The organism is Shigella sp. SIG3, assembly GCF_053555855.1.
This window is the reverse complement of the sequence record NZ_JBQZXE010000001.1, coordinates 72464-96410: the sequence shown is the minus strand read 5'-3', so window position 1 is coordinate 96410 and position 23947 is coordinate 72464. Positions and strand designations below refer to the sequence as shown.

The 23947-nt window shown below is 51.7% G+C and carries 23 protein-coding genes and 3 pseudogenes; 11 read left to right on the top strand and 15 right to left on the bottom strand.

What is annotated here, in order from left to right; genetic code table 11:
• Nucleotides 1-31 precede the first annotated feature (31 nt).
• The gene (locus ACUU1I_RS00450) at nucleotides 32-1030 is read left to right on the top strand and encodes a bile acid:sodium symporter family protein (protein WP_000765613.1); all 999 of its coding nucleotides are present in this window, start codon (nucleotides 32-34) and stop codon (nucleotides 1028-1030) included.
• Here the strand turns inward: ACUU1I_RS00450 and ACUU1I_RS00445 are convergent.
• The 3 genes from ACUU1I_RS00445 to zipA all read right to left on the bottom strand — a co-directional run bounded on the left by ACUU1I_RS00445 (nucleotide 1027) and on the right by zipA (nucleotide 4220).
• Nucleotides 1027-1245, bottom strand: a complete 219-nt coding sequence (locus ACUU1I_RS00445) for a DUF3820 family protein (RefSeq protein WP_000410201.1) — start codon at nucleotides 1243-1245, stop codon at nucleotides 1027-1029. The genes ACUU1I_RS00450 and ACUU1I_RS00445 overlap by 4 nt on opposite strands.
• A gap of 1 nt (nucleotide 1246) precedes the next feature.
• Complete coding sequence (ligA, locus tag ACUU1I_RS00440; RefSeq protein WP_000443651.1) at nucleotides 1247-3262, bottom strand: NAD-dependent DNA ligase LigA; 2016 nt, start codon at nucleotides 3260-3262, stop codon at nucleotides 1247-1249.
• Between the two features lie 70 nt (nucleotides 3263-3332).
• On the bottom strand, nucleotides 3333-4220 hold the full coding sequence (gene zipA / locus ACUU1I_RS00435; protein ID WP_000983145.1) for a cell division protein ZipA: 888 nt from the start codon (nucleotides 4218-4220) through the stop codon (nucleotides 3333-3335).
• Nucleotides 4221-4449: 229 nt separating this feature from the next.
• Here zipA and cysZ point away from each other — a divergent pair, with 229 nt between their 5' ends.
• From cysZ to crr, 5 genes are all read left to right on the top strand, one after another.
• Nucleotides 4450-5211 (top strand): sulfate transporter CysZ, encoded by a 762-nt coding sequence (cysZ, locus tag ACUU1I_RS00430; RefSeq protein ID WP_000254830.1) that lies wholly within the window; start codon nucleotides 4450-4452, stop codon nucleotides 5209-5211.
• A 184-nt stretch (nucleotides 5212-5395) separates the two neighbouring features.
• Complete coding sequence (gene cysK / locus ACUU1I_RS00425; protein ID WP_000034406.1) at nucleotides 5396-6367, top strand: cysteine synthase A; 972 nt, start codon at nucleotides 5396-5398, stop codon at nucleotides 6365-6367.
• A gap of 383 nt (nucleotides 6368-6750) precedes the next feature.
• Entirely contained in the window at nucleotides 6751-7008 is a 258-nt protein-coding gene (ptsH, locus tag ACUU1I_RS00420; RefSeq protein WP_000487600.1) for a phosphocarrier protein Hpr, read from the top strand.
• Between the two features lie 44 nt (nucleotides 7009-7052).
• Nucleotides 7053-8780, top strand: coding sequence for a phosphoenolpyruvate-protein phosphotransferase PtsI (gene ptsI, locus ACUU1I_RS00415; RefSeq protein WP_000623124.1), 1728 nt, complete (start codon nucleotides 7053-7055; stop codon nucleotides 8778-8780).
• A gap of 40 nt (nucleotides 8781-8820) precedes the next feature.
• Nucleotides 8821-9330, top strand: a complete 510-nt coding sequence (gene crr / locus ACUU1I_RS00410) for a PTS glucose transporter subunit IIA (protein WP_000522247.1) — start codon at nucleotides 8821-8823, stop codon at nucleotides 9328-9330.
• A 41-nt stretch (nucleotides 9331-9371) separates the two neighbouring features.
• Here the strand turns inward: crr and pdxK are convergent, their stop codons facing one another.
• Nucleotides 9372-10223 carry a pyridoxine/pyridoxal/pyridoxamine kinase gene (pdxK, locus tag ACUU1I_RS00405; RefSeq protein ID WP_000096660.1) on the bottom strand — a complete coding sequence of 284 codons (852 nt, stop codon included), beginning with the start codon at nucleotides 10221-10223 and terminating at the stop codon, nucleotides 9372-9374.
• 104 nt (nucleotides 10224-10327) lie between these two features.
• On the opposite strand from pdxK, the gene ACUU1I_RS00400 reads away from it, so the two are divergent.
• Together ACUU1I_RS00400 and ACUU1I_RS00395 are read left to right on the top strand one after the other, a co-directional pair.
• Entirely contained in the window at nucleotides 10328-10702 is a 375-nt protein-coding gene (locus ACUU1I_RS00400) for a YfeK family protein (RefSeq protein ID WP_000719924.1), read from the top strand.
• A gap of 32 nt (nucleotides 10703-10734) precedes the next feature.
• Nucleotides 10735-11458: pseudogene (locus ACUU1I_RS00395) on the top strand (WGR domain-containing protein).
• Nucleotides 11459-11661: 203 nt separating this feature from the next.
• Here ACUU1I_RS00395 and cysM read toward each other — a convergent pair.
• The 7 genes and pseudogenes from cysM to murR all read right to left on the bottom strand — a co-directional run bounded on the left by cysM (nucleotide 11662) and on the right by murR (nucleotide 18600).
• On the bottom strand, nucleotides 11662-12573 hold the full coding sequence (gene cysM / locus ACUU1I_RS00390; protein ID WP_005070112.1) for a cysteine synthase B: 912 nt from the start codon (nucleotides 12571-12573) through the stop codon (nucleotides 11662-11664).
• 133 nt (nucleotides 12574-12706) lie between these two features.
• On the bottom strand, nucleotides 12707-13804 hold the full coding sequence (gene cysA / locus ACUU1I_RS00385; RefSeq protein ID WP_000021054.1) for a sulfate/thiosulfate ABC transporter ATP-binding protein CysA: 1098 nt from the start codon (nucleotides 13802-13804) through the stop codon (nucleotides 12707-12709).
• Nucleotides 13794-14669, bottom strand: coding sequence for a sulfate/thiosulfate ABC transporter permease CysW (gene cysW, locus ACUU1I_RS00380; protein ID WP_000852686.1), 876 nt, complete (start codon nucleotides 14667-14669; stop codon nucleotides 13794-13796). Before cysW ends, cysA begins: the two co-directional genes overlap by 11 nt.
• A complete protein-coding gene (gene cysT, locus ACUU1I_RS00375) occupies nucleotides 14669-15502 on the bottom strand; it encodes a sulfate/thiosulfate ABC transporter permease CysT (protein WP_000458420.1) in 834 nt (277 codons plus the stop codon). Before cysT ends, cysW begins: the two co-directional genes overlap by 1 nt.
• A complete protein-coding gene (gene cysP / locus ACUU1I_RS00370; protein ID WP_000290218.1) occupies nucleotides 15502-16518 on the bottom strand; it encodes a thiosulfate/sulfate ABC transporter substrate-binding protein CysP in 1017 nt (338 codons plus the stop codon). Before cysP ends, cysT begins: the two co-directional genes overlap by 1 nt.
• 303 nt (nucleotides 16519-16821) lie before the next feature.
• Nucleotides 16822-17613 carry an SDR family oxidoreductase UcpA gene (gene ucpA / locus ACUU1I_RS00365; RefSeq protein WP_152030550.1) on the bottom strand — a complete coding sequence of 264 codons (792 nt, stop codon included), beginning with the start codon at nucleotides 17611-17613 and terminating at the stop codon, nucleotides 16822-16824.
• 128 nt (nucleotides 17614-17741) lie between these two features.
• Nucleotides 17742-18600 (bottom strand): annotated as a pseudogene (gene murR, locus ACUU1I_RS00360) (HTH-type transcriptional regulator MurR).
• A 163-nt stretch (nucleotides 18601-18763) separates the two neighbouring features.
• On the opposite strand from murR, the gene murQ reads away from it, so the two are divergent.
• From murQ to ACUU1I_RS00345, 3 genes and pseudogenes are all read left to right on the top strand, one after another.
• Nucleotides 18764-19660 (top strand): N-acetylmuramic acid 6-phosphate etherase, encoded by an 897-nt coding sequence (murQ, locus tag ACUU1I_RS00355; protein WP_001175640.1) that lies wholly within the window; start codon nucleotides 18764-18766, stop codon nucleotides 19658-19660.
• A gap of 3 nt (nucleotides 19661-19663) precedes the next feature.
• Entirely contained in the window at nucleotides 19664-21088 is a 1425-nt protein-coding gene (murP, locus tag ACUU1I_RS00350) for a PTS N-acetylmuramic acid transporter subunit IIBC (RefSeq protein WP_001040476.1), read from the top strand.
• Between the two features lie 4 nt (nucleotides 21089-21092).
• A pseudogene (locus ACUU1I_RS00345) lies at nucleotides 21093-21179 on the top strand (hypothetical protein); the annotation flags it as partial.
• An 88-nt stretch (nucleotides 21180-21267) separates the two neighbouring features.
• On the opposite strand, the gene yfeX reads toward ACUU1I_RS00345, so the two are convergent.
• The 4 genes from yfeX to ACUU1I_RS00325 form a co-directional block, all read right to left on the bottom strand.
• Nucleotides 21268-22167 carry a porphyrinogen peroxidase gene (gene yfeX, locus ACUU1I_RS00340; RefSeq protein WP_001380597.1) on the bottom strand — a complete coding sequence of 300 codons (900 nt, stop codon included), beginning with the start codon at nucleotides 22165-22167 and terminating at the stop codon, nucleotides 21268-21270.
• A gap of 95 nt (nucleotides 22168-22262) precedes the next feature.
• Nucleotides 22263-22838: an RpoE-regulated lipoprotein gene (locus ACUU1I_RS00335; protein ID WP_000838944.1), complete on the bottom strand. Its 576-nt coding sequence runs from the start codon at nucleotides 22836-22838 to the stop codon at nucleotides 22263-22265.
• Nucleotides 22839-22898: 60 nt separating this feature from the next.
• Nucleotides 22899-23348, bottom strand: coding sequence for a DUF2919 domain-containing protein (locus ACUU1I_RS00330; protein WP_001399260.1), 450 nt, complete (start codon nucleotides 23346-23348; stop codon nucleotides 22899-22901).
• Nucleotides 23335-23760, bottom strand: coding sequence for a GNAT family acetyltransferase (locus ACUU1I_RS00325; RefSeq protein WP_000406000.1), 426 nt, complete (start codon nucleotides 23758-23760; stop codon nucleotides 23335-23337). The genes ACUU1I_RS00330 and ACUU1I_RS00325 overlap by 14 nt, the downstream gene beginning before the upstream one ends.
• Between the last annotated feature and the right edge of the window lie 187 nt (nucleotides 23761-23947).

Here is a 23947-nt window from a genome sequence, read left to right as displayed (position 1 = left end):
ACAATAGAACCATCGATCATCTGGAGTCTTTATGAAACTTTTTCGTATCCTCGATCCTTTCACCTTAACCCTGATCACGGTGGTGTTGCTGGCCTCTTTCTTTCCGGCCAGAGGCGATTTCGTCCCCTTCTTTGAAAATCTGACCACCGCAGCTATTGCCCTGCTGTTCTTTATGCACGGCGCGAAGTTGTCGCGTGAGGCGATTATTGCTGGCGGTGGTCACTGGCGACTGCATTTGTGGGTAATGTGCAGCACCTTCGTGCTGTTTCCGATTCTGGGTGTACTGTTTGCCTGGTGGAAACCGGTAAATGTCGACCCGATGCTCTACTCCGGTTTTCTCTACTTGTGCATTCTCCCGGCTACCGTGCAGTCTGCAATCGCCTTCACGTCAATGGCGGGCGGTAACGTCGCGGCGGCGGTTTGTTCTGCGTCAGCATCCAGCCTGCTGGGGATTTTCCTTTCACCATTGCTGGTTGGTCTGGTGATGAACGTTCACGGTGCAAGGGGCAGCCTTGAGCAGGTCGGTAAAATTATGCTGCAACTGCTGCTGCCGTTTGTGTTGGGGCATCTTTCCCGGCCGTGGATTGGTGACTGGGTGTCGCGCAATAAAAAATGGATTGCGAAAACTGACCAGACGTCCATTCTGTTGGTGGTTTATACAGCGTTCAGCGAAGCCGTCGTTAATGGTATCTGGCATAAAGTTGGCTGGGGATCATTGCTGTTTATCGTGGTGGTCAGCTGCGTTCTTCTGGCTATCGTGATTGTAGTTAACGTCTTTATGGCACGCCGACTGGGCTTCAATAAGGCAGATGAAATTACTATCGTCTTTTGTGGTTCGAAAAAGAGTCTGGCAAATGGCATCCCGATGGCAAACATTCTGTTCCCCACATCGGTGATCGGTATGATGGTGCTGCCCCTGATGATTTTCCATCAGATCCAATTGATGGTCTGTGCGGTGCTAGCGCGTCGATACAAACGCCAGACCGAACAGTTACAGGCGCAGCAGGAAAGCAGCGCCGATAAAGCTTAAAGCGGACGCTTCAGGGGCTGGACCAGTTGCGTCAGCCCCTCGGTTTTAATCAGCAGCGTGATTTGCATTAGCTCACCGAGCTTCCCTGCCGGGAACTCATCTTTGCGGGCAAACCACAGCAGATACTCCTCCGGCAGGTCAATTAAGCGACGCCCTTTGTATTTGCCAAACGGCATTATCGTATTGGCTATTTCAATCAGCTGCTCTTTTTCCATCTCAGCTACCCAGCAAACGCAGCATTTCCGCTTCGTCGATGACTTCAATGCCCAGTTCCTGCGCCTTCGCCAGTTTAGATCCTGCAGCTTCACCCGCTATCACCAGATCGGTTTTCTTCGACACGCTGCCCGCGACTTTCGCGCCCAGTTCGACCAGTCGAGCTTTAGCGTCATCACGCGACATCTGGCTTAAGCTGCCCGTAAGCACCACGGTTTTACCAGCAAACGGGCTGTCAATCTCTTCCGCGTTGATAACGATCGGCGCAGGCCAGTGAACACCTTCCGCCAACAGCTCGCTGATGACATTGCGGTTGCTTTCTTCGGCAAAGAAGTTGTGAACGTGGGATGCAACGACAATGCCAACATCAGGCACCTTTTGCAGCTCTTCAATCGAAGCGGCTTCCAGCGCTTCCAGCGTGCCGAAATATGCCGCCAGACCTGCTGCGGTGGCCTCGCCGACTTCACGGATGCCAAGTGCATAGAGGAAGCGAGCAAAGGTGGTTTCTTTCGCTTTTTCCAGCGCGTTAACCACGTTTTGTGCCAATTTTGGCCCCATACGCTCCAGTCCGGTCAGTTTGCCTGCGGTGAGTTTGAACAGATCTGCCGGAGTATGGACATATTCTTTTTCAACCAGCTGATCGATGATTTTGTCGCCCATTCCGTCAACATCCATCGCACGGCGGGAAACAAAGTGTTTCAGCGACTCTTTACGCTGCGCACCGCAAATCAGGCCACCGGTACAGCGGGCAACCGCTTCACCTTCCACACGCTCAACGTCAGAACCACATACCGGACAATGCGTCGGGAATACAACCTCACGGGTATCTTCCGGGCGTTCAGAAAGCACGACGTTAACCACCTGCGGGATCACGTCGCCAGCGCGGCGAATCACCACTTTATCGCCAATGCGTAAACCAAGACGTTCGATTTCATCCGCATTGTGTAAGGTTGCGTTACTCACCAGCACGCCAGCAACATGGACAGGTTCCAGACGCGCAACAGGCGTAATCGCGCCAGTACGCCCAACCTGAAACTCGACGTCACGCACAAAGGTCATCTGCTCCTGCGCCGGGAATTTAAACGCTACCGCCCAGCGCGGGGCACGCGCGACAAAGCCAAGCTGCTCCTGCTGTTCCAGTGAGTTGACCTTAATCACCACGCCGTCGATATCAAAGCCCAGCGTCGGGCGGTCTTCTTCCACTTTGTGATAGAACGCCAGCACTTCTTCCGCCGATTCACAAAGCGTTACCCGATCGCTGACCGGCAACCCCCACTTTTTAAATTGCAGTAAACGGCCAAGATGAGTATCCGGCAGCTCGCCCCCTTCCAGAACACCAACGCCATAGCAGAAAAAAGTGAGCGGTCGCTTCGCTGTAATACGCGGATCAAGCTGACGCAGTGAACCAGCTGCCGCATTACGTGGGTTAGCAAAAACTTTCCCGCCCGTGCGTCGCGCATCTTCGTTAATCTTTTCGAACCCCGCCTGCGGCAGGAACACTTCACCACGCACTTCCAGACGCGCCGGGATATTCTCTCCGTGCAGCTTCAGCGGAATGGCGCGAATAGTACGCACATTAGACGTGATATCTTCCCCGGTGGTGCCATCGCCACGGGTCGCGGCACTGACTAAAACGCCATTTTCATACAGAATACTGACGGCAAGGCCATCCAGCTTCAGCTCACAGCACCAGGTGACTTTCTCGTTGTTTTTCAGACGGTCCTGCACACGTTTGTTGAAAGCAAGAAAGCTTTCTTCATCAAAAACGTTATCCAGTGACAGCATTGGTACTTCATGGCGTATCTGGCTGAAAGCTGCCAGCGGCGCAGCACCTACACGTTGGGTAGGCGAATCAGGCGTAATCAGTTCTGGATGTTTGGTTTCCAGCTCGCGCAGTTCGCGCATCAGCCTGTCGTATTCAGCGTCGGGAATTTCCGGCGCATCCATCACATGATAAAGATATTCATGATGGCAAAGCGTCGTTCGCAGTTCTGTCAGTTGTTGTTCGATTGATTCCATATCGCACCATCAATGCTAAAAACCCCCGACAAGCGGGGGTTCGAAGAGGAGTTAATTTGCCTTAAGTGTATCAGGCGTTGGCGTCTTTGACTTCGCGGATGATGTCCTGGTACTCGCGCAATTTCTGCGGAGTCATCATACTGCGCTGATCGTCAAGCACGACACCGCCCACTTCATCGGCAATATGCTGCGCAGATTGCAGCATCAGCTTGAAGTTCTGCAGCTCGTCACCGTAAGACGGTACCTGCATAAAGATAGTGACACCCGGAGTAGTGAAATCCTTCATTTCAGGATCAAAGGTTCCCGGTTTCACCATATTCGCCAGGCTGAATAACGCCGGGCCGCTGCCATCCGGGCTAAGATGACGATGGTAAATATTCATATCGCCAAAAATGAAGCCCGCTTGTTGAATGCTGTTAAGAAGCAGTTCACCGTTTAGCTCGCTACCGTGATGCGCCGCGACGTTCATGATAATCACCGCTTCTTTGCGCTTCGGTTTATCCATAACTGGAGCCGGTTCCGCTACAGGCTCAGGCTGTGGTGCCGCTACGGGTTCTGCAGGCTGGAAAGCCTGTTGTGCCGGTTGCGGTGCTGAATGCACTGGCTGCGGCGCTGGCGCGACCTGTGGCGAAACTGGCTGCTGGACCGGTTGACGCGGCTGCGCAGACGCATAAGGCGGTTGGTACTGGTGTTGCGGCGACGGACGAGCAGCCTCATGCTCCTGAGCGTTAGCCGGGGCATGATTCACGCGGTGAACACGAACCTCACCAACGCCCTCATCATCTTCGACATCCTCGTCATAAGAATCGTCGTCACGTTTTGACTTCATTCGTTTTAATGGCCGATCGCGGAACATAGAAGATCGTTCTTTACGGCTGGTCCAGAAACCATGTACCAGTAAAGCGATTATGGCGATCGCGCCAACAATGATTAATATCAGACGCAAATCCTGCATCATTATATTCTCTGTTGTTCTAACACCTTGCCACCACGGCAAACATTTACTCACTAAGAGTATTTGCCGATTACCTCAAGTGCAAGTGCACTATTAACTTTCACAGCACAAAGATAGATGAAATCGTGCTTTTTGCTGTTTTTTCGAACATATCCTAACTGTCCATTGCGCAATTACCCGGTAAAATACGCAGAATTTTCCTGGGATTGGTCAAAAGGAGCTCATCCTGATTATGGTTTCATCATTCACATCTGCCCCACGCAGCGGTTTTTACTATTTTGCGCAAGGCTGGAAGCTCGTCTCGCAACCTGGGATTCGGCGTTTCGTTATTTTACCGCTGCTGGTCAATATTTTGTTGATGGGGGGCGCATTCTGGTGGCTCTTTACACAGCTCGATGTCTGGATCCCGACTTTCATGAGTTACGTTCCGGACTGGCTACAATGGCTGAGTTATCTGTTGTGGCCTCTGGCTGTCATCTCTGTGCTGTTAGTGTTTGGCTATTTCTTCTCCACGATTGCTAACTGGATTGCCGCTCCGTTTAACGGTTTATTGGCTGAACAACTGGAAGCACGATTGACTGGCGCTACACCGCCAGATACCGGGATTTTCGGTATCATGAAAGATGTGCCGCGAATCATGAAACGCGAATGGCAAAAATTTGTCTGGTATCTGCCGCGCGCAATTGTATTACTAATTCTTTACTTCATCCCTGGTATTGGGCAAACCGTCGCGCCGGTACTGTGGTTCCTGTTTAGCGCCTGGATGTTAGCCATCCAGTATTGCGATTACCCCTTCGATAACCACAAAGTGCCGTTTAAAGAGATGCGCACCGCCCTGCGCACACGCAAAATCACCAATATGCAGTTTGGTGCTTTAACCAGCCTGTTTACGATGATCCCGCTGCTTAATCTGTTCATCATGCCCGTTGCCGTTTGTGGCGCGACGGCGATGTGGGTCGATTGCTATCGCGATAAACACGCGATGTGGCGGTAACAATCTACCGGTTATTTTGTAAACCGTTTGTGTGAAACAGGGGTGGCTTATGCCGCCCCTTATTCCATCTTGCATGTCATTATTTCCCTTCTGTATATAGATATGCTAAATCCTTACTTCCGCATATTCTCTGAGCGGGTATGCTACCTGTTGTATCCCAATTTCATACAGTTAAGGACAGGCCATGAGTAAGATTTTTGAAGATAACTCGCTGACTATCGGTCACACGCCGCTGGTTCGCCTGAATCGCATCGGTAACGGACGCATTCTGGCGAAGGTGGAATCTCGTAACCCCAGCTTCAGCGTTAAGTGCCGTATCGGTGCCAACATGATTTGGGATGCCGAAAAGCGCGGCGTGCTGAAACCAGGCGTTGAACTGGTTGAACCGACCAGCGGTAATACCGGGATTGCACTGGCCTATGTAGCTGCCGCTCGCGGTTACAAACTCACCCTGACCATGCCAGAAACCATGAGTATTGAACGCCGCAAGCTGCTGAAAGCGTTAGGTGCAAACCTGGTGCTGACGGAAGGTGCTAAAGGCATGAAAGGCGCAATCCAAAAAGCAGAAGAAATTGTCGCCAGCAATCCAGAGAAATACCTGCTGCTGCAACAATTCAGCAATCCGGCAAACCCTGAAATTCACGAAAAAACCACCGGTCCGGAGATCTGGGAAGATACCGACGGTCAGGTTGATGTATTTATTGCTGGCGTTGGGACTGGCGGTACGCTGACTGGCGTCAGCCGCTACATTAAAGGCACCAAAGGCAAGACCGATCTTATCTCTGTCGCCGTTGAGCCAACCGATTCTCCAGTTATCGCCCAGGTGCTGGCAGGTGAAGAGATTAAACCTGGCCCGCATAAAATTCAGGGTATTGGCGCTGGTTTTATCCCGGCTAACCTCGATCTCAAGCTGGTCGATAAAGTCATTGGCATCACCAATGAAGAAGCCATTTCTACCGCCCGTCGTCTAATGGAAGAAGAAGGTATTCTTGCAGGTATCTCTTCTGGAGCAGCTGTTGCCGCAGCGTTGAAACTACAAGAAGATGAAAGCTTTACCAACAAGAATATTGTGGTTATTCTACCATCATCGGGTGAGCGTTATTTAAGCACCGCATTGTTTGCCGATCTCTTCACTGAGAAAGAATTGCAACAGTAATGCCAGCTTGTTAAAAATGCGTAAAAAAGCACCTTTTTAGGTGCTTTTTTGTGGCCTGCTTCAAACTTTCGCCCCTCCTGGCATTGATTCAGCCTGTCGGAACTGGTATTTAACCAGACTAATTATTTTGATGCGCGAAATTAATCGTTACAGGAAAAGCCAAAGCTGAATCGATTTTATGATTTGGTTCAATTCTTCCTTTAGCGGCATAATGTTTAATGACGTACGAAACGTCAGCGGTCAACACCCGCCAGCAATGGACTGTATTGCGCTCTTCGTGCGTCGCGTCTGTTAAAAACTGGCGCTAACAATACAGGCTAAAGTCGAACCGCCAGGCTAGACTTTAGTTCCACAACACTAAACCTATAAGTTGGGGAAATACAATGTTCCAGCAAGAAGTTACCATTACCGCTCCGAACGGTCTGCACACCCGCCCTGCTGCCCAGTTTGTAAAAGAAGCTAAGGGCTTCACTTCTGAAATTACTGTGACTTCCAACGGCAAAAGCGCCAGCGCGAAAAGCCTGTTTAAACTGCAGACTCTGGGCCTGACTCAAGGTACCGTTGTGACTATCTCCGCAGAAGGCGAAGACGAGCAGAAAGCGGTTGAACATCTGGTTAAACTGATGGCGGAACTCGAGTAATTTCCCGGGTTCTTTTAAAAATCAGTCACAAGTAAGGTAGGGTTATGATTTCAGGCATTTTAGCATCCCCGGGTATCGCTTTCGGTAAAGCTCTGCTTCTGAAAGAAGACGAAATTGTCATTGACCGGAAAAAAATTTCTGCCGACCAGGTTGCTCAGGAAGTTGAACGTTTTCTGAGCGGTCGTGCCAAGGCATCAGCCCAGCTGGAAACGATCAAAACGAAAGCTGGTGAAACGTTCGGTGAAGAAAAAGAAGCCATCTTTGAAGGGCATATTATGCTGCTCGAAGATGAGGAGCTGGAGCAGGAAATCATAGCCCTGATTAAAGATAAACACATGACAGCTGACGCAGCTGCTCATGAAGTTATCGAAGGTCAGGCTTCTGCCCTGGAAGAGCTGGATGATGAATACCTGAAAGAACGTGCGGCTGACGTACGTGATATCGGTAAGCGCCTGCTGCGCAACATCCTGGGCCTGAAGATTATCGACCTGAGCGCCATTCAGGATGAAGTCATTCTGGTTGCCGCTGACCTGACGCCGTCCGAAACCGCACAGCTGAACCTGAAGAAGGTGCTGGGTTTCATCACCGACGCGGGTGGCCGTACTTCCCACACCTCTATCATGGCGCGTTCTCTGGAACTGCCTGCTATCGTGGGTACCGGTAGCGTCACCTCTCAGGTGAAAAATGACGACTATCTGATTCTGGATGCCGTAAATAATCAGGTTTACGTCAATCCAACCAACGAAGTTATTGATAAAATGCGCGCTGTTCAGGAGCAAGTGGCTTCTGAAAAAGCAGAGCTTGCTAAACTGAAAGATCTGCCAGCTATTACGCTGGACGGTCACCAGGTAGAAGTATGCGCTAACATTGGTACGGTTCGTGACGTTGAAGGTGCAGAGCGTAACGGCGCTGAAGGCGTTGGTCTGTATCGTACTGAGTTCCTGTTCATGGACCGCGACGCGCTGCCCACTGAAGAAGAACAGTTTGCTGCTTACAAAGCAGTGGCTGAAGCGTGTGGCTCGCAGGCGGTTATCGTTCGTACCATGGACATCGGCGGCGACAAAGAGCTGCCATACATGAACTTCCCGAAAGAAGAGAACCCGTTCCTCGGCTGGCGCGCTATCCGTATCGCGATGGATCGTAAAGAGATCCTGCGCGATCAGCTCCGCGCTATCCTGCGTGCCTCGGCTTTCGGTAAATTGCGCATTATGTTCCCGATGATCATCTCTGTTGAAGAAGTGCGTGCACTGCGCAAAGAGATCGAAATCTACAAACAGGAACTGCGCGACGAAGGTAAAGCGTTTGACGAGTCAATTGAAATCGGCGTAATGGTGGAAACACCGGCTGCCGCAACAATTGCACGTCATTTAGCCAAAGAAGTTGATTTCTTTAGTATCGGCACCAATGATTTAACGCAGTACACTCTGGCAGTTGACCGTGGTAATGATATGATTTCACACCTTTACCAGCCAATGTCACCGTCCGTGCTGAACTTGATCAAGCAAGTTATTGATGCTTCTCATGCTGAAGGCAAATGGACTGGCATGTGTGGTGAGCTTGCTGGCGATGAACGTGCTACACTTCTGTTGCTGGGGATGGGTCTGGACGAATTCTCTATGAGCGCCATTTCTATCCCGCGCATTAAGAAGATTATCCGTAACACGAACTTCGAAGATGCGAAGGTGTTAGCAGAGCAGGCTCTTGCTCAACCGACAACGGACGAGTTAATGACGCTGGTTAACAAGTTCATTGAAGAAAAAACAATCTGCTAATCCACGAGATGCGGCCCAATTTACTGCTTAGGAGAAGATCATGGGTTTGTTCGATAAACTGAAATCTCTGGTTTCCGACGACAAAAAGGATACCGGAACTATTGAGATCATTGCTCCGCTCTCTGGCGAGATCGTCAATATCGAAGACGTGCCGGATGTCGTTTTTGCGGAAAAAATCGTTGGTGATGGTATTGCTATCAAACCAACGGGTAACAAAATGGTCGCGCCTGTAGACGGTACCATTGGTAAAATCTTTGAAACCAATCACGCGTTCTCTATCGAATCTGATAGCGGCGTTGAACTGTTCGTCCACTTCGGTATCGACACCGTTGAACTGAAAGGCGAAGGCTTCAAGCGTATTGCTGAAGAAGGTCAGCGCGTGAAAGTTGGCGATACTGTCATTGAATTTGATCTGCCGCTGCTGGAAGAGAAAGCCAAGTCTACCCTGACTCCGGTTGTTATCTCCAACATGGACGAAATCAAAGAACTGATCAAACTGTCCGGTAGCGTAACCGTGGGTGAAACCCCGGTTATCCGCATCAAGAAGTAATTCTTGCCGCAGTGAAAAATGGCGCCCATCGGCGCCATTTTTTATGCTTCCGCCAGCGGCGGCAAAATCAATTCATCGCTCTCATGCTGCTGGGTGTAGCGCATCACTTCCAGTACGCGCAACCCCGCACGGTGCACCGCATCGTTTAACGCCTTCCCTTTCAGCAAACCACTGATAAGCTGAGCACAAAACAGGTCGCCAGTCCCTTTCAGGTCGGTTTTTACCCGTGAATGGGAAATGACATTCACGCTGTCGGCACTGACCACCACCACCTGCATCTCCTGATTTTCTTCATTACCGGAGGCGCTGGTAATCACCACCCATTTTAATGTGTCTGAAAGCAGACTTTTTGCGGCAGCAATGGCACTGTCGAGATCGCGGCAATTTTTACCGGTCAGGATTTCCAGCTCAAAGATATTGGGGGTAATTCCCTGCGCCAGCGGCAGTAAATATTGTCGATACGCCTCGGGAAGGTCAGGTTTGACATAAATTCCGCTATCAATATCGCCAATCACCGGATCGACCATGATCAATAGGTCAGGATGGTCTTTGCGTAGCGCAGTCAGCCACTCGGCAAGGATTTTGATTTGCGATGCCGTTCCCATATAGCCCGTGGTTACAGCACGAAGTTGGCGCAGCGCATCACGCTCCTGAAGCGCACGCAAATAGCCGCTAAACCATTCGTCCGGAATCGCACCACCGTAGAAAGTGTCATAATGCGGCGTATTGCTCAGCAATACCGTCGGCACGGCAAAGACATTCAAGCCGTTCTGTTTTATAGCAGGCACCGCAATGCTGTTGCCTACGCTTCCGTACACTACCTGCGACTGCACGGCGACGATATCCGCCTGCAGCGCCCTACTCTTATCGTTAAACAACAACAAACTACTCATTTAATTTTTTCTCCTTGCCGATGATCCTCATCGTATTCCAACCGAAACTTTACCTGATTCTGGCAGTCAAATCGGCTATTACAAAACAAAGATAAGGTAATTCAGTGAAGAAAATCATTTGTCTGGCCATTACGCTGCTAATGACACTCCCCGCTTACGCGAAGTTAACTGTTCATGAAGAAGCCCGCATCAACGCCATGCTGGAGGGATTAGCACAGAAAAAGGATTTGATATTTGTGCGCAACGGTGATGAACATACCTGCGATGAAGCGGTTTCCCACCTGCGTCTGAAGCTCGGCAATACCCGTAACCGCATTGACACTGCCGAGCAGTTTATTGATAAGGTAGCTTCGTCGTCATCGATTACCGGGAAGCCGTATATCGTGAAGATCCCCGGTAAGAGCGATGAGAACGCACAGCCTTTTTTACATGCGTTAATTGCGCAGACGGATAAAACGGTGCCTGCGGAAGGAAATTAATCCGCTTTGGTAAGGCATTTACAGGAGGTAACATGAAAAAATGCTTTATTTATCACGATGAAAAATCGAATAAATTTTGGTGGATAGATTACGAAGGGGATAGTTTAGCTGTCAACTATGGCAAGGTAGGTAGTATTGGTAAATTCCATACAAAAGAATTCGATAATGAAGAACAGTGTCTGAAAGAAGCCAGTAAATTGATTGCCGCAAAAATGAAAAAAGGATATCAAGAAACTCCAGACTTTAACTTCATGGATCTCTACTATTTTGATGATGAAGAGATTGGGTTACATCTTAAAACGTCACACCCAAACTTCCAGTGCCATTTTACTGATCCACTTTATATGTGTTGCTGGGATGAAGAATCTCCTTTTGGTAGCGATGAAGGTGCTGATGCTCTAAACGAACTTGAAAATAGCCTCCGTTCTGGACTGTGCTGATTTCCCTCAAATGTTAATTGAAACTATGTGGGGTATGAAATACATCGCTATGGACAGTATTCTTGAAGAGGATGTGCGTGCGCAATTACTAGCCGATGAAATGAGCTCTATCCAGAGCAATATGATTACCTACGCGACTGCATTCGGTCAGATCAAAGTCATGGGTAAAATCTCCCATAAACTTAAAAAGATGGGACTCAATGCACTAGCGCGTCATCAGCTTACCGCAAAAATTCTTCAATGGGGTGACGGTCAGGACTCACCAATACTTCAAAAAATGATTGATGACCTTACTTCTTTTCCACACGAAAATTAAAAACTACATTTGTCGGCAGCAACAACTGCCGACAAATCAGATTATTGACAAAGTGCACTTTGTTTATGCCGGATGCGGCGTAAACGCCTGATCCGGCATAAAAATATTGCTAATTCAATATATTGCAGAAACATTGTAGGCCTGATAAGCGGAGCGCATCAGGCAGTTTTGCGTTTGTCATCAGTCTCCAATGCTATTAATCCTTAAATCCCTGCCCCCTGACTAAAATGCTCTTCCCCAAACACTCCGGTGGAGAGGTAGCGATCGCCACGATCGCAGATGATCGCTACCACCACCGCACCAGGGTTAGCTTTTGCCACCCGCAGTGCTCCAGCAACCGCGCCGCCTGAGCTGACGCCACAGAATATTCCTTCCCGCACCGCCAGTTCGCGCATGGTGTTTTCCGCATCGCGCTGATGAATATCCAGCACCTCATCCACCAGCGCAGCGTTGAAAATCCCCGGCAGATATTCCGCAGGCCAGCGGCGAATGCCCGGAATACTGCTGCCTTCTTCCGGTTGCAGGCCAACAATGGTCACCGGTTTGGATTGTTCGCGCATAAAGCGTGAAACGCCGGTGATAGTGCCGGTCGTCCCCATGCTGGAGACAAAATGAGTGATGCGCCCGCCGGTTTGCTGCCAGATTTCCGGCCCGGTGGTGGTGTAATGCGCATAAGGGTTATCGGGATTATTGAACTGATCGAGCAGCTTTCCTTCGCCACGATTCGCCATCTCCAGCGCCAGATCGCGCGCACCTTCCATGCCCTGCTCTTTGGTGACAAGAATCAGTTCCGCACCATAAGCATGCATCGCCGCACGGCGTTCCTGGCTCATGTTGTCGGGCATCAGCAATTTCATGCGATAGCCTTTCAGCGCGGCAATCATTGCCAGCGCAATGCCGGTGTTACCACTGGTGGCTTCGATTAAGACATCACCCGGTTTAATTTCCCCGCGCTTTTCCGCCTCGACGATCATCGAAAGTGCCGCACGATCTTTCACCGAACCTGCCGGGTTATTGCCTTCCAGTTTTAACCACACTTCACTGCCGTTATCCGGCCCCATTCGCTGCAACTTCACCAGAGGCGTATTGCCTATTGTTTGTTCTAATGTACTCACGATCTCTATCCATACGTGGTGTTGCCTGATGCGACGCTTGCGCGTCTTATCAGGCCTACAGGTTACAAACCTTGCCATTAAAAAGCCCGGATCGCGGGAAGCGCCTCCGGGCGTTTAACATTCACTCAACCTATCAGGCGCTTTGTGCGAGAGCAAGTTCCTCATCGCGGGTTTCAATACGCTCGTCGCCGTTATACAGCCGCGCATGTTGCAGACCAACGAATAAACGCTCGCCACGCTGCGGGGCATCGTCGCCATGCATCACGACCGTCAGCGGTTCGTTGTACCACCCCAGCGGCTGCACCACTAATTGGGTGTAGTGACCTTTCGGGCTGGCTTCCAGTACCTGTACCGGCAGCGGCGAATCGAGACTGGTACGGCGGCTGATATCCACTTCCCACGGGCGCAGGAAGAGATCCACCGGACCCTGATACGCAGGTGTGTAGCCCAGCGGCCAGCGATGCGCGCCAACATGGAACTGCCCGCCGCGAATGGTTCCCTGCAGGCGGTTCACTTCGCCCATAAATTCGAGTACAAAACGGGTCGCTGGTTCGCGCCATACCTGATTCGGCGCATCAGCCTGTTCAATATTCCCCTGACTCATCACCACTACACGATCGGCTACTTCGGTCGCCTCTTCCTGGTCGTGGGTCACAAACACGCTGGTGAATTTCAGCTCTTCATGCAGTTGACGCAGCCAGCGACGCAGCTCTTTACGCACCTGCGCATCCAGCGCGCCAAACGGTTCATCAAGCAGCAGAATTTGCGGTTCTACAGCCAGCGCGCGCGCCAGCGCCACACGCTGTTTCTGGCCGCCGGAAAGCTGCGCCGGATAACGATCCGCCAGATGCGCAAGCTGGACCATTTCCAGCAATTTTGTCACTTTCGCTTTGATGGCTGCGGCATTCGGGCGCTCGCGACGCGGCAGCACCGTCAGGCCAAAAGTGATATTGTCGAATACCGTCATATGGCGGAACAGCGCGTAATGCTGGAACACGAAACCGACTTTACGATCGCGCGCGTGCAGGCGACTCACGTCGGTGCCGTGGAAGCGAATATGCCCGCTGGTTTGATGCTCCAGCCCGGCGATAATCCGCAGCAGCGTGGTTTTCCCGGAACCGGACGGCCCCAGCAACGCGACCATCTGACCAGAAGGAATATCCAGTGAGATATCGTTCAGCACCTGGGTGCGACCAAAAGACTTCTTGATATTGGCAATCTCAATGCTCATGATGCTCCTCCTGCTGCGCGCGTTTTTCCTGATTCTCCAGGCGCCACTGCAACATACTCTTTAAAAACAGGGTGATAATCGCCATCAGCGTCAACAGCGCGGCGGCGGTAAAGGAGCCGACGGTGTTGTAGTCCTGCTCCAACAATTCAATCTGTAACGGCAGCGAAAGTGTTTCGCCGCGAATCGAGCCGGAAACCACCGACACAGCACCAAACTCGCCAATCGCGCGGGCGTTGGTCAGCACCACGCCGTAAAGCAGCGCCCAGCGAATATTCGGCAATGTGACGCGACGGAACATCTGCCAGCCGGACGCGCCAAGCAAAATCGCCGCTTCGTCTTCCTGGCTGCCCTGGCTTAACATCACCGGCACCAGCTCGCGCACCACAAACGGACACGTCACAAAGATGGTGACCAGCACCATTCCGGGCCAGGAGAACATAATTTGCAGATTATGTTCATCCAGCCAGCCGCCGAGCGGGCCGTTGGAGCCGTAGAACAGCAGATACACCAGACCGGCAACCACCGGCGATACGGCAAACGGAATGTCCAGTAGCGTCAGCAGTAACTGGCGTCCCGGGAAGTTAAAGCGCGTCACCAGCCAGGCCAGCAGAATGCCGAACACCAGGTTTACCGGTACGGCAATCAGCGCGATCATCACCGTCAGCCAGATGGCGTGCAGCATGTCCGGATCGGCCAGATTCTGTAAAACCGGCATCAGCCCCTTGCTGAATGCCTGCACGAAGATGTAAATCATCGGCACCAGCAGGATGAACGCCGAAACCAGCATCCCGATGCCAATCAGAAACCATTTGCCCCAGTTAATCGGGCGCGCGTCATAACGCTTCAATTGGGTAACTTCCGCCATTAATGACCTACCACACGCCGACCAAAGCGACTTTGCAGAGTGTTAATTGAGAACAGCAGCAGCAGAGATGCCGCGAGGATCACCGAAGCAATCGCGCTCGCTGCCGGGTAATCAAACTCCTGTAAGCGCACAAAAATCATCAGCGACGTCACTTCCGTCTTCCACGCGATATTTCCGGCGATAAAAATCACCGCGCCAAATTCACCAAGACTACGGGTAAACGACAGCGCCACGCCCGCCACCAGCGCCGGAGAAAGCTCCGGCAGCACCACTTTGCAGAAACTCTGCCAGCGCGTTGCACCAAGCGTTTCCGCCGCTTCTTCATATTCCGGGCCTAACTCTTCCAGCACCGGCTGCACGGTACGCACCACAAACGGAATGCTGGTAAAGGCCATCGCCACCGCAATACCAAGCCAGGTATAGGTGACTTTGATATCAAACTTCGCCAGCCATTCACCGTAAAAACCGTTTACGGAAAAGAGCGAGGCCAGCGTTAAACCGGCGACTGCCGTTGGCAGCGCAAAGGGTAAATCCATCAGCGCATCAAGCAGCGTGCGGCCCGGAAAGCGATAACGTGTTAAAATCCACGCCATCAGCAGACCGAAAACGCCGTTAAAAATCGATGCCACAAACGCCGACAGCAGCGTCACTTTGTAGGCCGCGACCACCTGCGGGTTGGTGATCACCTCCCAGTACTGCGCCCAGCTCATCTCAGAAAGCTGCATCACCAGCGCAGAGAGCGGCAGCAGCAATATCAGGCACACAAACAGCAGACTGGTGCCAAGGCTTAAAGTAAAGCCCGGCAGCACGCGTCTTGAAGAAACTGCAAACATTACTTACGCCCCGCCGCTAACAGCTTGTCTAACTCGCCGCCGCTGGTGAAGTGGGTTTTCATCACTTCCGGCCATGAGCCAAATTTGTCTTCCACGCGGAACAGTTCGGTCTGCGGGAATTTATCTTTCAGTTTGTCCATGACTTCCGGGTTATTCACACGGTAGTAATAGTCGGTGATGATGGTCTGCGCCTGTGGGCTGTAGAGCCAGTTCAGGTAGGCTTTTGCGGCTTTTTCCGTACCGTTGGCCTGCACATTTTTATCGACCCACGCCACCGGGAATTCCGCCAGAATATTGGTTTTCGGGATCACCACTTCAAAGCCCTGTGCTTCATACTGTTTACGGATGTTGTTCACTTCCGATTCAAAGCTAATCAGCACATCGCCCAAGCCACGCTCGGCAAAAGTGGTGGTTGCGCCACGACCGCCGGTATCGAACACTTCAACGTTTTTCAGGAACTGGGTCATAAACTGTTCGGTTTTGGCTTCATCGCCACCGTCAGCTTTATCCGCTGCGCCCCATGCCGCCAGATAGGTATAACGCGCGTTACCCGACGTTTTCGGGTTCGGGAAAATCAGCTTCACGTCGGAGCGCACCAGGTCGTTCCAGTCGTGGATATTCTTCGGGTTGCCCTTACGCACCAGGAAGCCCATGGTGGAGTAGAACGGCGAGCTATTATTCGGCAGGCGCGACTGCCAGTCAGCCGGGATCAGCTTGCCTTTGTCGTGCAGGATTTGTACGTCGGTCACCTGGTTATAAGTGACAACGTCTGCTTTTAAGCCCTGCAAAATCGCCAGCGCCTGTTTTGATGACCCGGCATGAGATTGTTTTATCGTCAGTTTGTCGCCGCCGTTATCTTTTGCCCATTGCTGTTCAAACGGCGGATTCAGGGCGGCAAACAGCTCGCGGGAGACGTCATAAGAACTGTTCAGCAGTTCCGTTGCCTGTACATGGCCCGCCAGCAGCAGAGAAGCGACCAGCGCGAGTGAGTTCTTTTTCAGTAAGTTAACGGCCATTGCGCACCCTTATAAATTTAATGACTTTCTAATAGCCATCATATTTATAACGGACGTGAAAGGAGTAACGGTTTTATATACCGTTTGGTGATTTGGAAGTTAAAAAGGGAATAAGAACTTGGTTCAACAGGCGTAATTGTTGCAGGCAGTTTGGACACGGACAGCGCGGAGAAACCGGAGCGTACACATAGTACGTGAGGATTTCGAGCACTGCCCGGGGCCAAAATGACAAATGAAATAGCCTGGTGAACTTAGTTCAAGACGAAATCCTCCCCACACATGCAGGGAGGAAACAGAGGTGAATCAGATACCGACGCTAACCGTCTCCGGCAGTGTGCTGCCGCCATCAATCACATTCTGTGTACCGGTTAAATAGCTGGATTCATCCGATGCGAGGAAGGCCGCCAGTTCGCCGACTTCCAGCGGATCGGCGAGGCGACACAGCGGGATTGCTTTTGCCATTTCAGTCAGCACCGATTCTGGATCTTCCGGGTTCGACTGGCGGGCAATGCTTTCCGCCATTGGCGTGCGGACGTATCCCGGGCAGATGGCGTTAACGCGAATACCGGATTGCGCGTACTCCACCGCCAGCGATTTAGTCAGGCCAACAATCGCCGCTTTCGTTAAGGCATACGCCGTTTCGCCAGGATCGGCCACCATATCACCAGTGACTGAAGACATCATCACAATGCGACCATCTTTGCGCGCAATCATCTCCGGCAGCACCGCCTTCGTGACGTTCCATACGCCTTTAATATTGATATCAATATGGAAATCGCGATCTTCATCGCTCATATAGAGGAAACTGCCCAGACGACAAACGCCTGCGTTATTCACTAGGATATCAATGCGCCCTTCTTTTTCCTTCGCGCGTTTGATAGCTGCGGCTACCGACGCCGGGTCACGCACATCGGCGACAACCGCCGTACAGCGATGACCACGACCACACAGTTCGTCCGCTAGCTTTTCGATCTCAGGGGAGATATCCAGCAAGATTAGGTTCGCGCCATGACGTGCAAAAGTTCTGGCAATTCCTTCGCCAATTCCCTGCAATGCGCCCGTAATCAGTGCTGTCTTGCCCGTGAGTTTACCCATTTTAATGCTCTCCTTGTTAATACAGAGCGTTACACTCCATTCCCTCTGAAAATACAGGATAAACAAAATATTGCTGCGGATCAGCTCACTAATTCAGGAAAATCTCAATCCAGTCGCTGCTTTATGCATCATTTCAGGCGTTGTGTTAGCTCACTGCTGCGCTGAATCATTTTCAATGACGCCACATCATTGATGTTGCACAAGACCAACAAACAGTAAATCGGTAACAGAATTTTGCGCCGTGCGGGTAGACATCGACGAGCTACGCCATTCGGTTTCACCGGAAACGGTATCGAGCGTGAAATGCGCCAGCCGCCGCAGCGGAGAGTCAGCCAGAGAAGTAATGGCAATCACCGTTGCCCCCTGCTTTCGTGCCGCTTCTGCGCACAAGACAATCTCTTTTTTACTGCCGCTGTAAGAGATAGCGATTTGTACATCGCCTTTTTTCAACGCCTGGGAAACGGTGGCTTGTACGTGCGTGTCGGCTTCGCAGGCCACGCGATAGCCAATTTTCATCAGTTTGAACGACAGATCGCGCCCCACCAGCGCCGATCCGCCCAGGCCCGTTATCTGGATAAACGGTGCTTTACTGATGACCTCAATGATTTTTTGCAGCCGCGCGTAGTCGAACAACGCACAGGTTTGCTCCAGCGCCAGCTCTTTTTCGCGATTCAGTTTGCGGGCAATCACTTCCAGCGAATCATCACTGGTAATCGAACTGTGCAGGTGCAGCGCCGTGGCATTCGTTTTCTCCCGGCTGGCACTGTATTCGCCAATTAACGCCATACGCAATTCAGTAAATCCTTGCGCGCCGAGCTTCTGGGCAAATTTCACAATGCTCGACTGGCTGATACCGAGCTGTTTCGCCATCTGCCGTGAAGAGACGGATTTCAGCTCGCTCACTCTGGCCCGCAGAAAGTCAGCAATTTTTTGCTCGTTCCCGGTAAATTCACTTTCCGCATTGCGTATTTTCGTCAGGTACAACATCTTCCACTCTCCTGGGCTGGCAGCAAAAATTCCGCTTAAGTTCTTATGACGCTCTTCACACTCTGCGAGTGTAGACTCAATGATTCCTTTAAGTCTGTCAATTCGGGATATATGATTCCATACATCTGCAATTATTTGATCGTAAATAGTAAGGTCACCACCGATGCAACTAGAAAAGATGATTACTGAAGGCTCGAACACCGCCTCGGCTGAAATTGACCGCGTATCGACGCTGGAAATGTGCCGGATTATCAACGATGAAGATAAAACCGTACCGCTTGCCGTTGATCGCGTCCTGCCGGATATCGCCGCGGCGATCGATGTTATCCACGCCCAGGTCAGCGGCGGCGGTCGTCTGATTTATCTCGGTGCGGGAACATCCGGTCGTCTGGGGATTCTGGATGCCAGCGAATGTCCGCCCACCTACGGCGTGAAACCGGGTCTGGTGGTTGGTTTGATTGCTGGAGGCGAATATGCCATTCAGCACGCGGTGGAAGGCGCTGAAGATAGCCGGGAAGGTGGTGTTAACGATCTGAAAAATATTAATTTAACGGCACAGGATGTGGTGGTTGGCATTGCTGCCAGCGGTCGCACGCCGTATGTGATTGCCGGACTGGAATACGCACGCCAGCTCGGCTGCCGCACAGTGGGAATTTCCTGTAATCCGGGGAGCGCCGTTTCAACCACCGCTGAGTTTGCCATTACACCGATTGTAGGTGCCGAAGTTGTTACCGGTTCTTCGCGGATGAAAGCAGGCACAGCGCAGAAACTGGTGCTCAATATGCTTTCCACCGGGCTGATGATTAAATCCGGCAAAGTGTTCGGCAACCTGATGGTCGATGTGGTCGCCACCAACGAAAAACTGCATGTGCGCCAGGTCAATATCGTTAAAAACGCCACCGGATGTAATGCCGAACAAGCGGAAGCGGCGTTAATTGCCTGCGAGCGCAACTGTAAAACGGCCATTGTGATGGTGCTGAAAAATCTCGATGCCGCAGAAGCTAAAAAACGCCTGGATCAACACGGCGGCTTTATTCGTCAGGTTTTAGACAAGGAATAACCCATGGCCAAAGAGATCAGCAGTGAACTTCTGAACACCATTCTTACCCGTGTCGGCGGACCGGGAAATATCGCCAGTTGTGGTAACTGTATGACGCGCCTGCGTCTGGGTGTACATGACAGTTCACTGGTTGATCCCAATATCAAAACGCTGGAAGGCGTGAAGGGCGTCATTTTGACCAGCGACCAGGTGCAGGTCGTTTTTGGGCCTGGTAAAGCGCATCGTGCCGCAAAAGCGATGAGCGAGCTGCTGGGCGAGGCACCGGTACAGGATGCCGCAGAAATCGCCGCCCAGAACAAACGTCAGTTAAAAGCCAAACAAACCTCCGGCGTGCAACAATTTCTCGCCAAATTCGCCACCATCTTCACGCCGCTGATCCCCGGTTTTATTGCCGCCGGTCTGCTGCTGGGGATAGCGACGTTAATTGCCACGGTGATGCACGTTCCGGCAGATGCTCAGGGCACGCTACCCGACGCGCTGAATTTTATGAAGGTGTTCAGCAAAGGTTTGTTCACCTTCCTAGTGATTCTGGTGGGCTATAACGCCGCCCAGGCATTTGGCGGCACGGGCGTCAATGGCGCAATTATTGCCGCACTCTTTTTGCTCGGTTATAACCCCGCTGCAACCACCGGTTACTACGCCGGTTTTCACGATTTCTTTGGTCTGCCCATCGATCCGCGCGGCAATATTATCGGCGTGCTGATTGCCGCGAGGGCCTGCGCCCGCATTGAAGGCATGGTGCGCCGCTTTATGCCGGACGATCTCGACATGCTGCTGACCTCGTTAATCACCCTGCTGATCACCGCTACGCTTGCGTACCTGATCATTATGCCGCTGGGTGGCTGGTTATTCGAAGGTATGTCATGGCTGTTTATGCACCTGAACAGTAATCCGTTCGGTTGTGCGGTTTTAGCCGGGCTGTTCCTGATCGCCGTGGTATTTGGCGTGCATCAGGGCTTTATTCCTGTTTACCTCGCGTTAATGGACAGCCAGGGATTCAACAGCTTATTTCCCATCCTTTCAATGGCAGGCGCGGGCCAGGTGGGCGCGGCGCTGGCACTCTACTGGCGGGCGCAACCGCACAGTGCGCTACGCAGTCAGGTACGCGGGGCGATTATTCCCGGCCTGCTGGGCGTTGGTGAACCGCTGATTTACGGTGTCACCCTGCCCCGCATGAAGCCGTTTGTTACCGCCTGTTTAGGCGGCGCGGCGGGCGGTTTGTTTATCGGATTGATAGCCTGGTGGGGTCTGCCGATGGGCTTAAACAGCGCCTTTGGGCCGTCTGGTCTGGTGGCGCTGCCGCTGATGACTTCCGCACAAGGCATCCTTCCGGCAATGGCGGTTTATGCTGGCGGGATTCTGGTGGCATGGGTTTGCGGGTTTATTTTCACCACGCTCTTTGGCTGCCGTAACGTCAATCTGGACTGATATTATGAAACGGACAATGCTCTATCTTTCTCTGCTGGCTGTTAGTTGTAGCGTCAGCGCCGCAAAATACCCTGTTCTGACAGAAGGTAGTTGATCAAGTATATGCGGCGTTAAAGCAGTAATAAAAAGGCCAGTCAGTAATGTTACTGCCTGGCCTTTAATCAATGAATCAGAAACGCTTACAGCACCATCAACTTGTCCAGCGACGGTGCGAAATAATAGCCGCCGGTTACCGGTTTGGTGAAACGCAACATCGCATCACGTTTGCCATCGGTATCGCCAAACATGCTCAGCAGTTGCTGCTCAATGTTATGCAGACGCGCGCAGTAGGCGCAGAAGTACAGACCGTGAGTGCCACTGGCGGTGCCGTACGGCAGGCTCTGGCGAACAATCTTCAGCCCTTTGCCATCTTCTTTCAGATCAACGCGGGTGAGGTGAGAGGTTTCCGGACGTTCGTCGCCGTCAATCTCTTCGTTGGCCTCTTTGGTGCGCCCGATCATCATCTCCTGATCGTGAACGCTCATCCGGTTGAGCTGCTTCAGGTTGTGCTCCCAACGCTGCACAAACACATAGCTGCCGCCGGCATCCACGCCGTCTTTGATAACCGCCACTTCGCGGCGCGTCTCTTCACCCGCCGGGTTTTCTGTACCGTCAACAAAGCCGCTCAGGTCACGCTCTTCCACCCAACGGAAGCCGTGGATCTCTTCTTTCACTTCAATGCAGTCACCAAAGGCTTCCATCGCCGCCTGAGCGACAGAGAAGTTTACGTCGTGACGCAGAGAAAGAATGTGGATCAACACATCGAACTGGGTCGTCGGCGCAAGGCCTTTACCGTAGCCCGGAAAATCTTTCAGCTCTTCTGCCCCAACGCCGCCGCTCAGAGCGCGCCAGGTGTTGTTACCAAAGGCAACCACCGCACCAAGATGCGCGTCCGGGAATTTCGCTTCAAAAGTTGCCAGTTTGTCGGCAAATGTTTTACTGGCCGCACGCAGGGCGTCAACTTCCCCTTTCACGTTGGCTTCGATCCAAATCGCCGCGCGGCAATGTTCTGGCAAAATACCACTCTGAACCTGAGACATTGTTCCTCCTGAAAATAAGAATGCCACGCAATCCGTGGCATTGTTGAGCGCTATTTTACGTGTTTTTTCGCGACGGCGGTTTGTTCAGACGCAAATTAACGCCGCCAGATAATTTTACTGACTTTCCAGTTTTTCAGGGTATCGTCCGAAGGCATTAACCCTTCAGGACCACGCCATTCCCCGCTGAACTGGTAGCTAATATGTTGACTGCCTTCGGCTTTACATTCGACGGCACGATTATCATCACCATCAGCTTTTTGGCAATTGCCAAATGCTTTGCTGTAAAGGTCGCTAAACGGTGTACCGATTTTAACACCGGTGTCAGCAGGAATATCGCTATCCAGCACGTCAATGCGACTGATCGTGCCTTGATCGCCGTTAATCACCATCGCCACGTTGTCGCCTTTCATCACTTCAAAAAAGCGCACCACGTTGCCGTTCGCGGTTTTCATTCCGCTGCGCAGGCGATAATCGCCATCAAGCGCATCAGCAATGGCTTGTTCTTGCAGTGGTGTGGACGCCGTTAATTCACCCACGCCCTGCTCGCTCACTTTGGTGGACGATCCAAACCAGTTCCACGGGTTAGCGGCAGACCAGTTAACTGACGACATCGTGGAACAGCCGGTCAGCATCAACGGCATAGCGCATAACATTAAACGCAGCGATTTCATGTCACTTCCTTTGGTTATTCAATAACGTTGCTTGGAGTGCAAATTCACCAAAAAGTGCCGTTATTCTTTTTCTTCATTAAAACAAGCGCGTAAACGTCGATTGGTCAGCAGCCAGATTAACGCCACAATATCCGCCACTACCAGCGCCAGACCGATACCGCTAACGGATTCACCGTTCAGCCACAGCCACGGTTGCCAGCAAAGTAAAACCACCTGCGCCAACAGCAACAGAAAATAGAGCACATGCCAGGTGCGAGGAAACGAAGCCCGCCGACCGCTCAACAAAAACGCCAGCACCGCCGGAATACCGGGAATCAGCCCCAGCCAGAAATTATCGTGATCGGGATAAAACAGATTTAGCAGCGCAGTACCCTGCTCGCGCGACGCACCGGCAATGACAAACAGCACCCAGGTTCGCGCCTGAAGCAATAGCACAAGCCAGAAGAGCAAGGGTAAACGCAGGCGTCCGTGCGCATCATAATGGACAGGATGGAACTCAGTACTCTTCATCTTCAATCAAACGCTTACCCAGACTCAGCACGTCGGCGTGTTCATATCCCAGGCGTTCATACATTCCGAGCACCATGTCGTTATCTTCCGGCACGTTGATCTGAATTTTCGGGCAGCCGCGAGCAATCAGCTTTTTCTCCAGCCGGTTAAGCAACGCATTGGCAATTCCACGCCCACGAAACTCTGGATGCACGCCAAGATAATAAGCAGACCCGCGATGCCCGTCATAACCGCCCATCACCGTTCCGACCACTTCACCGTTTACCTCAGCGACCAAAAACAAACTGACGTCATGGTTCATCTTACGCTCGATGTCCATTTCCGGATCGTTCCACGGACGCAGCAAGTCGCAACGCTCCCAAAGGGTGATGACCTCTTCGAAATCTTCCTGGCGAAATACGCGTATCTCCATGGTATTCGTTACCTTTTTGCGGGTTAAAAGGCTGATTATGGCGTGAACGGTCGAATTAGCCAATATCTGACGAAAATCGGTTGAAAAAGTGGCATAATGGGGAGTTGTCAACTATTGAAATGAAAAGTAAAACAATTCTCAACAGCAAACCGTCGTAACGGATTACGCGATACGATATAACATCTGG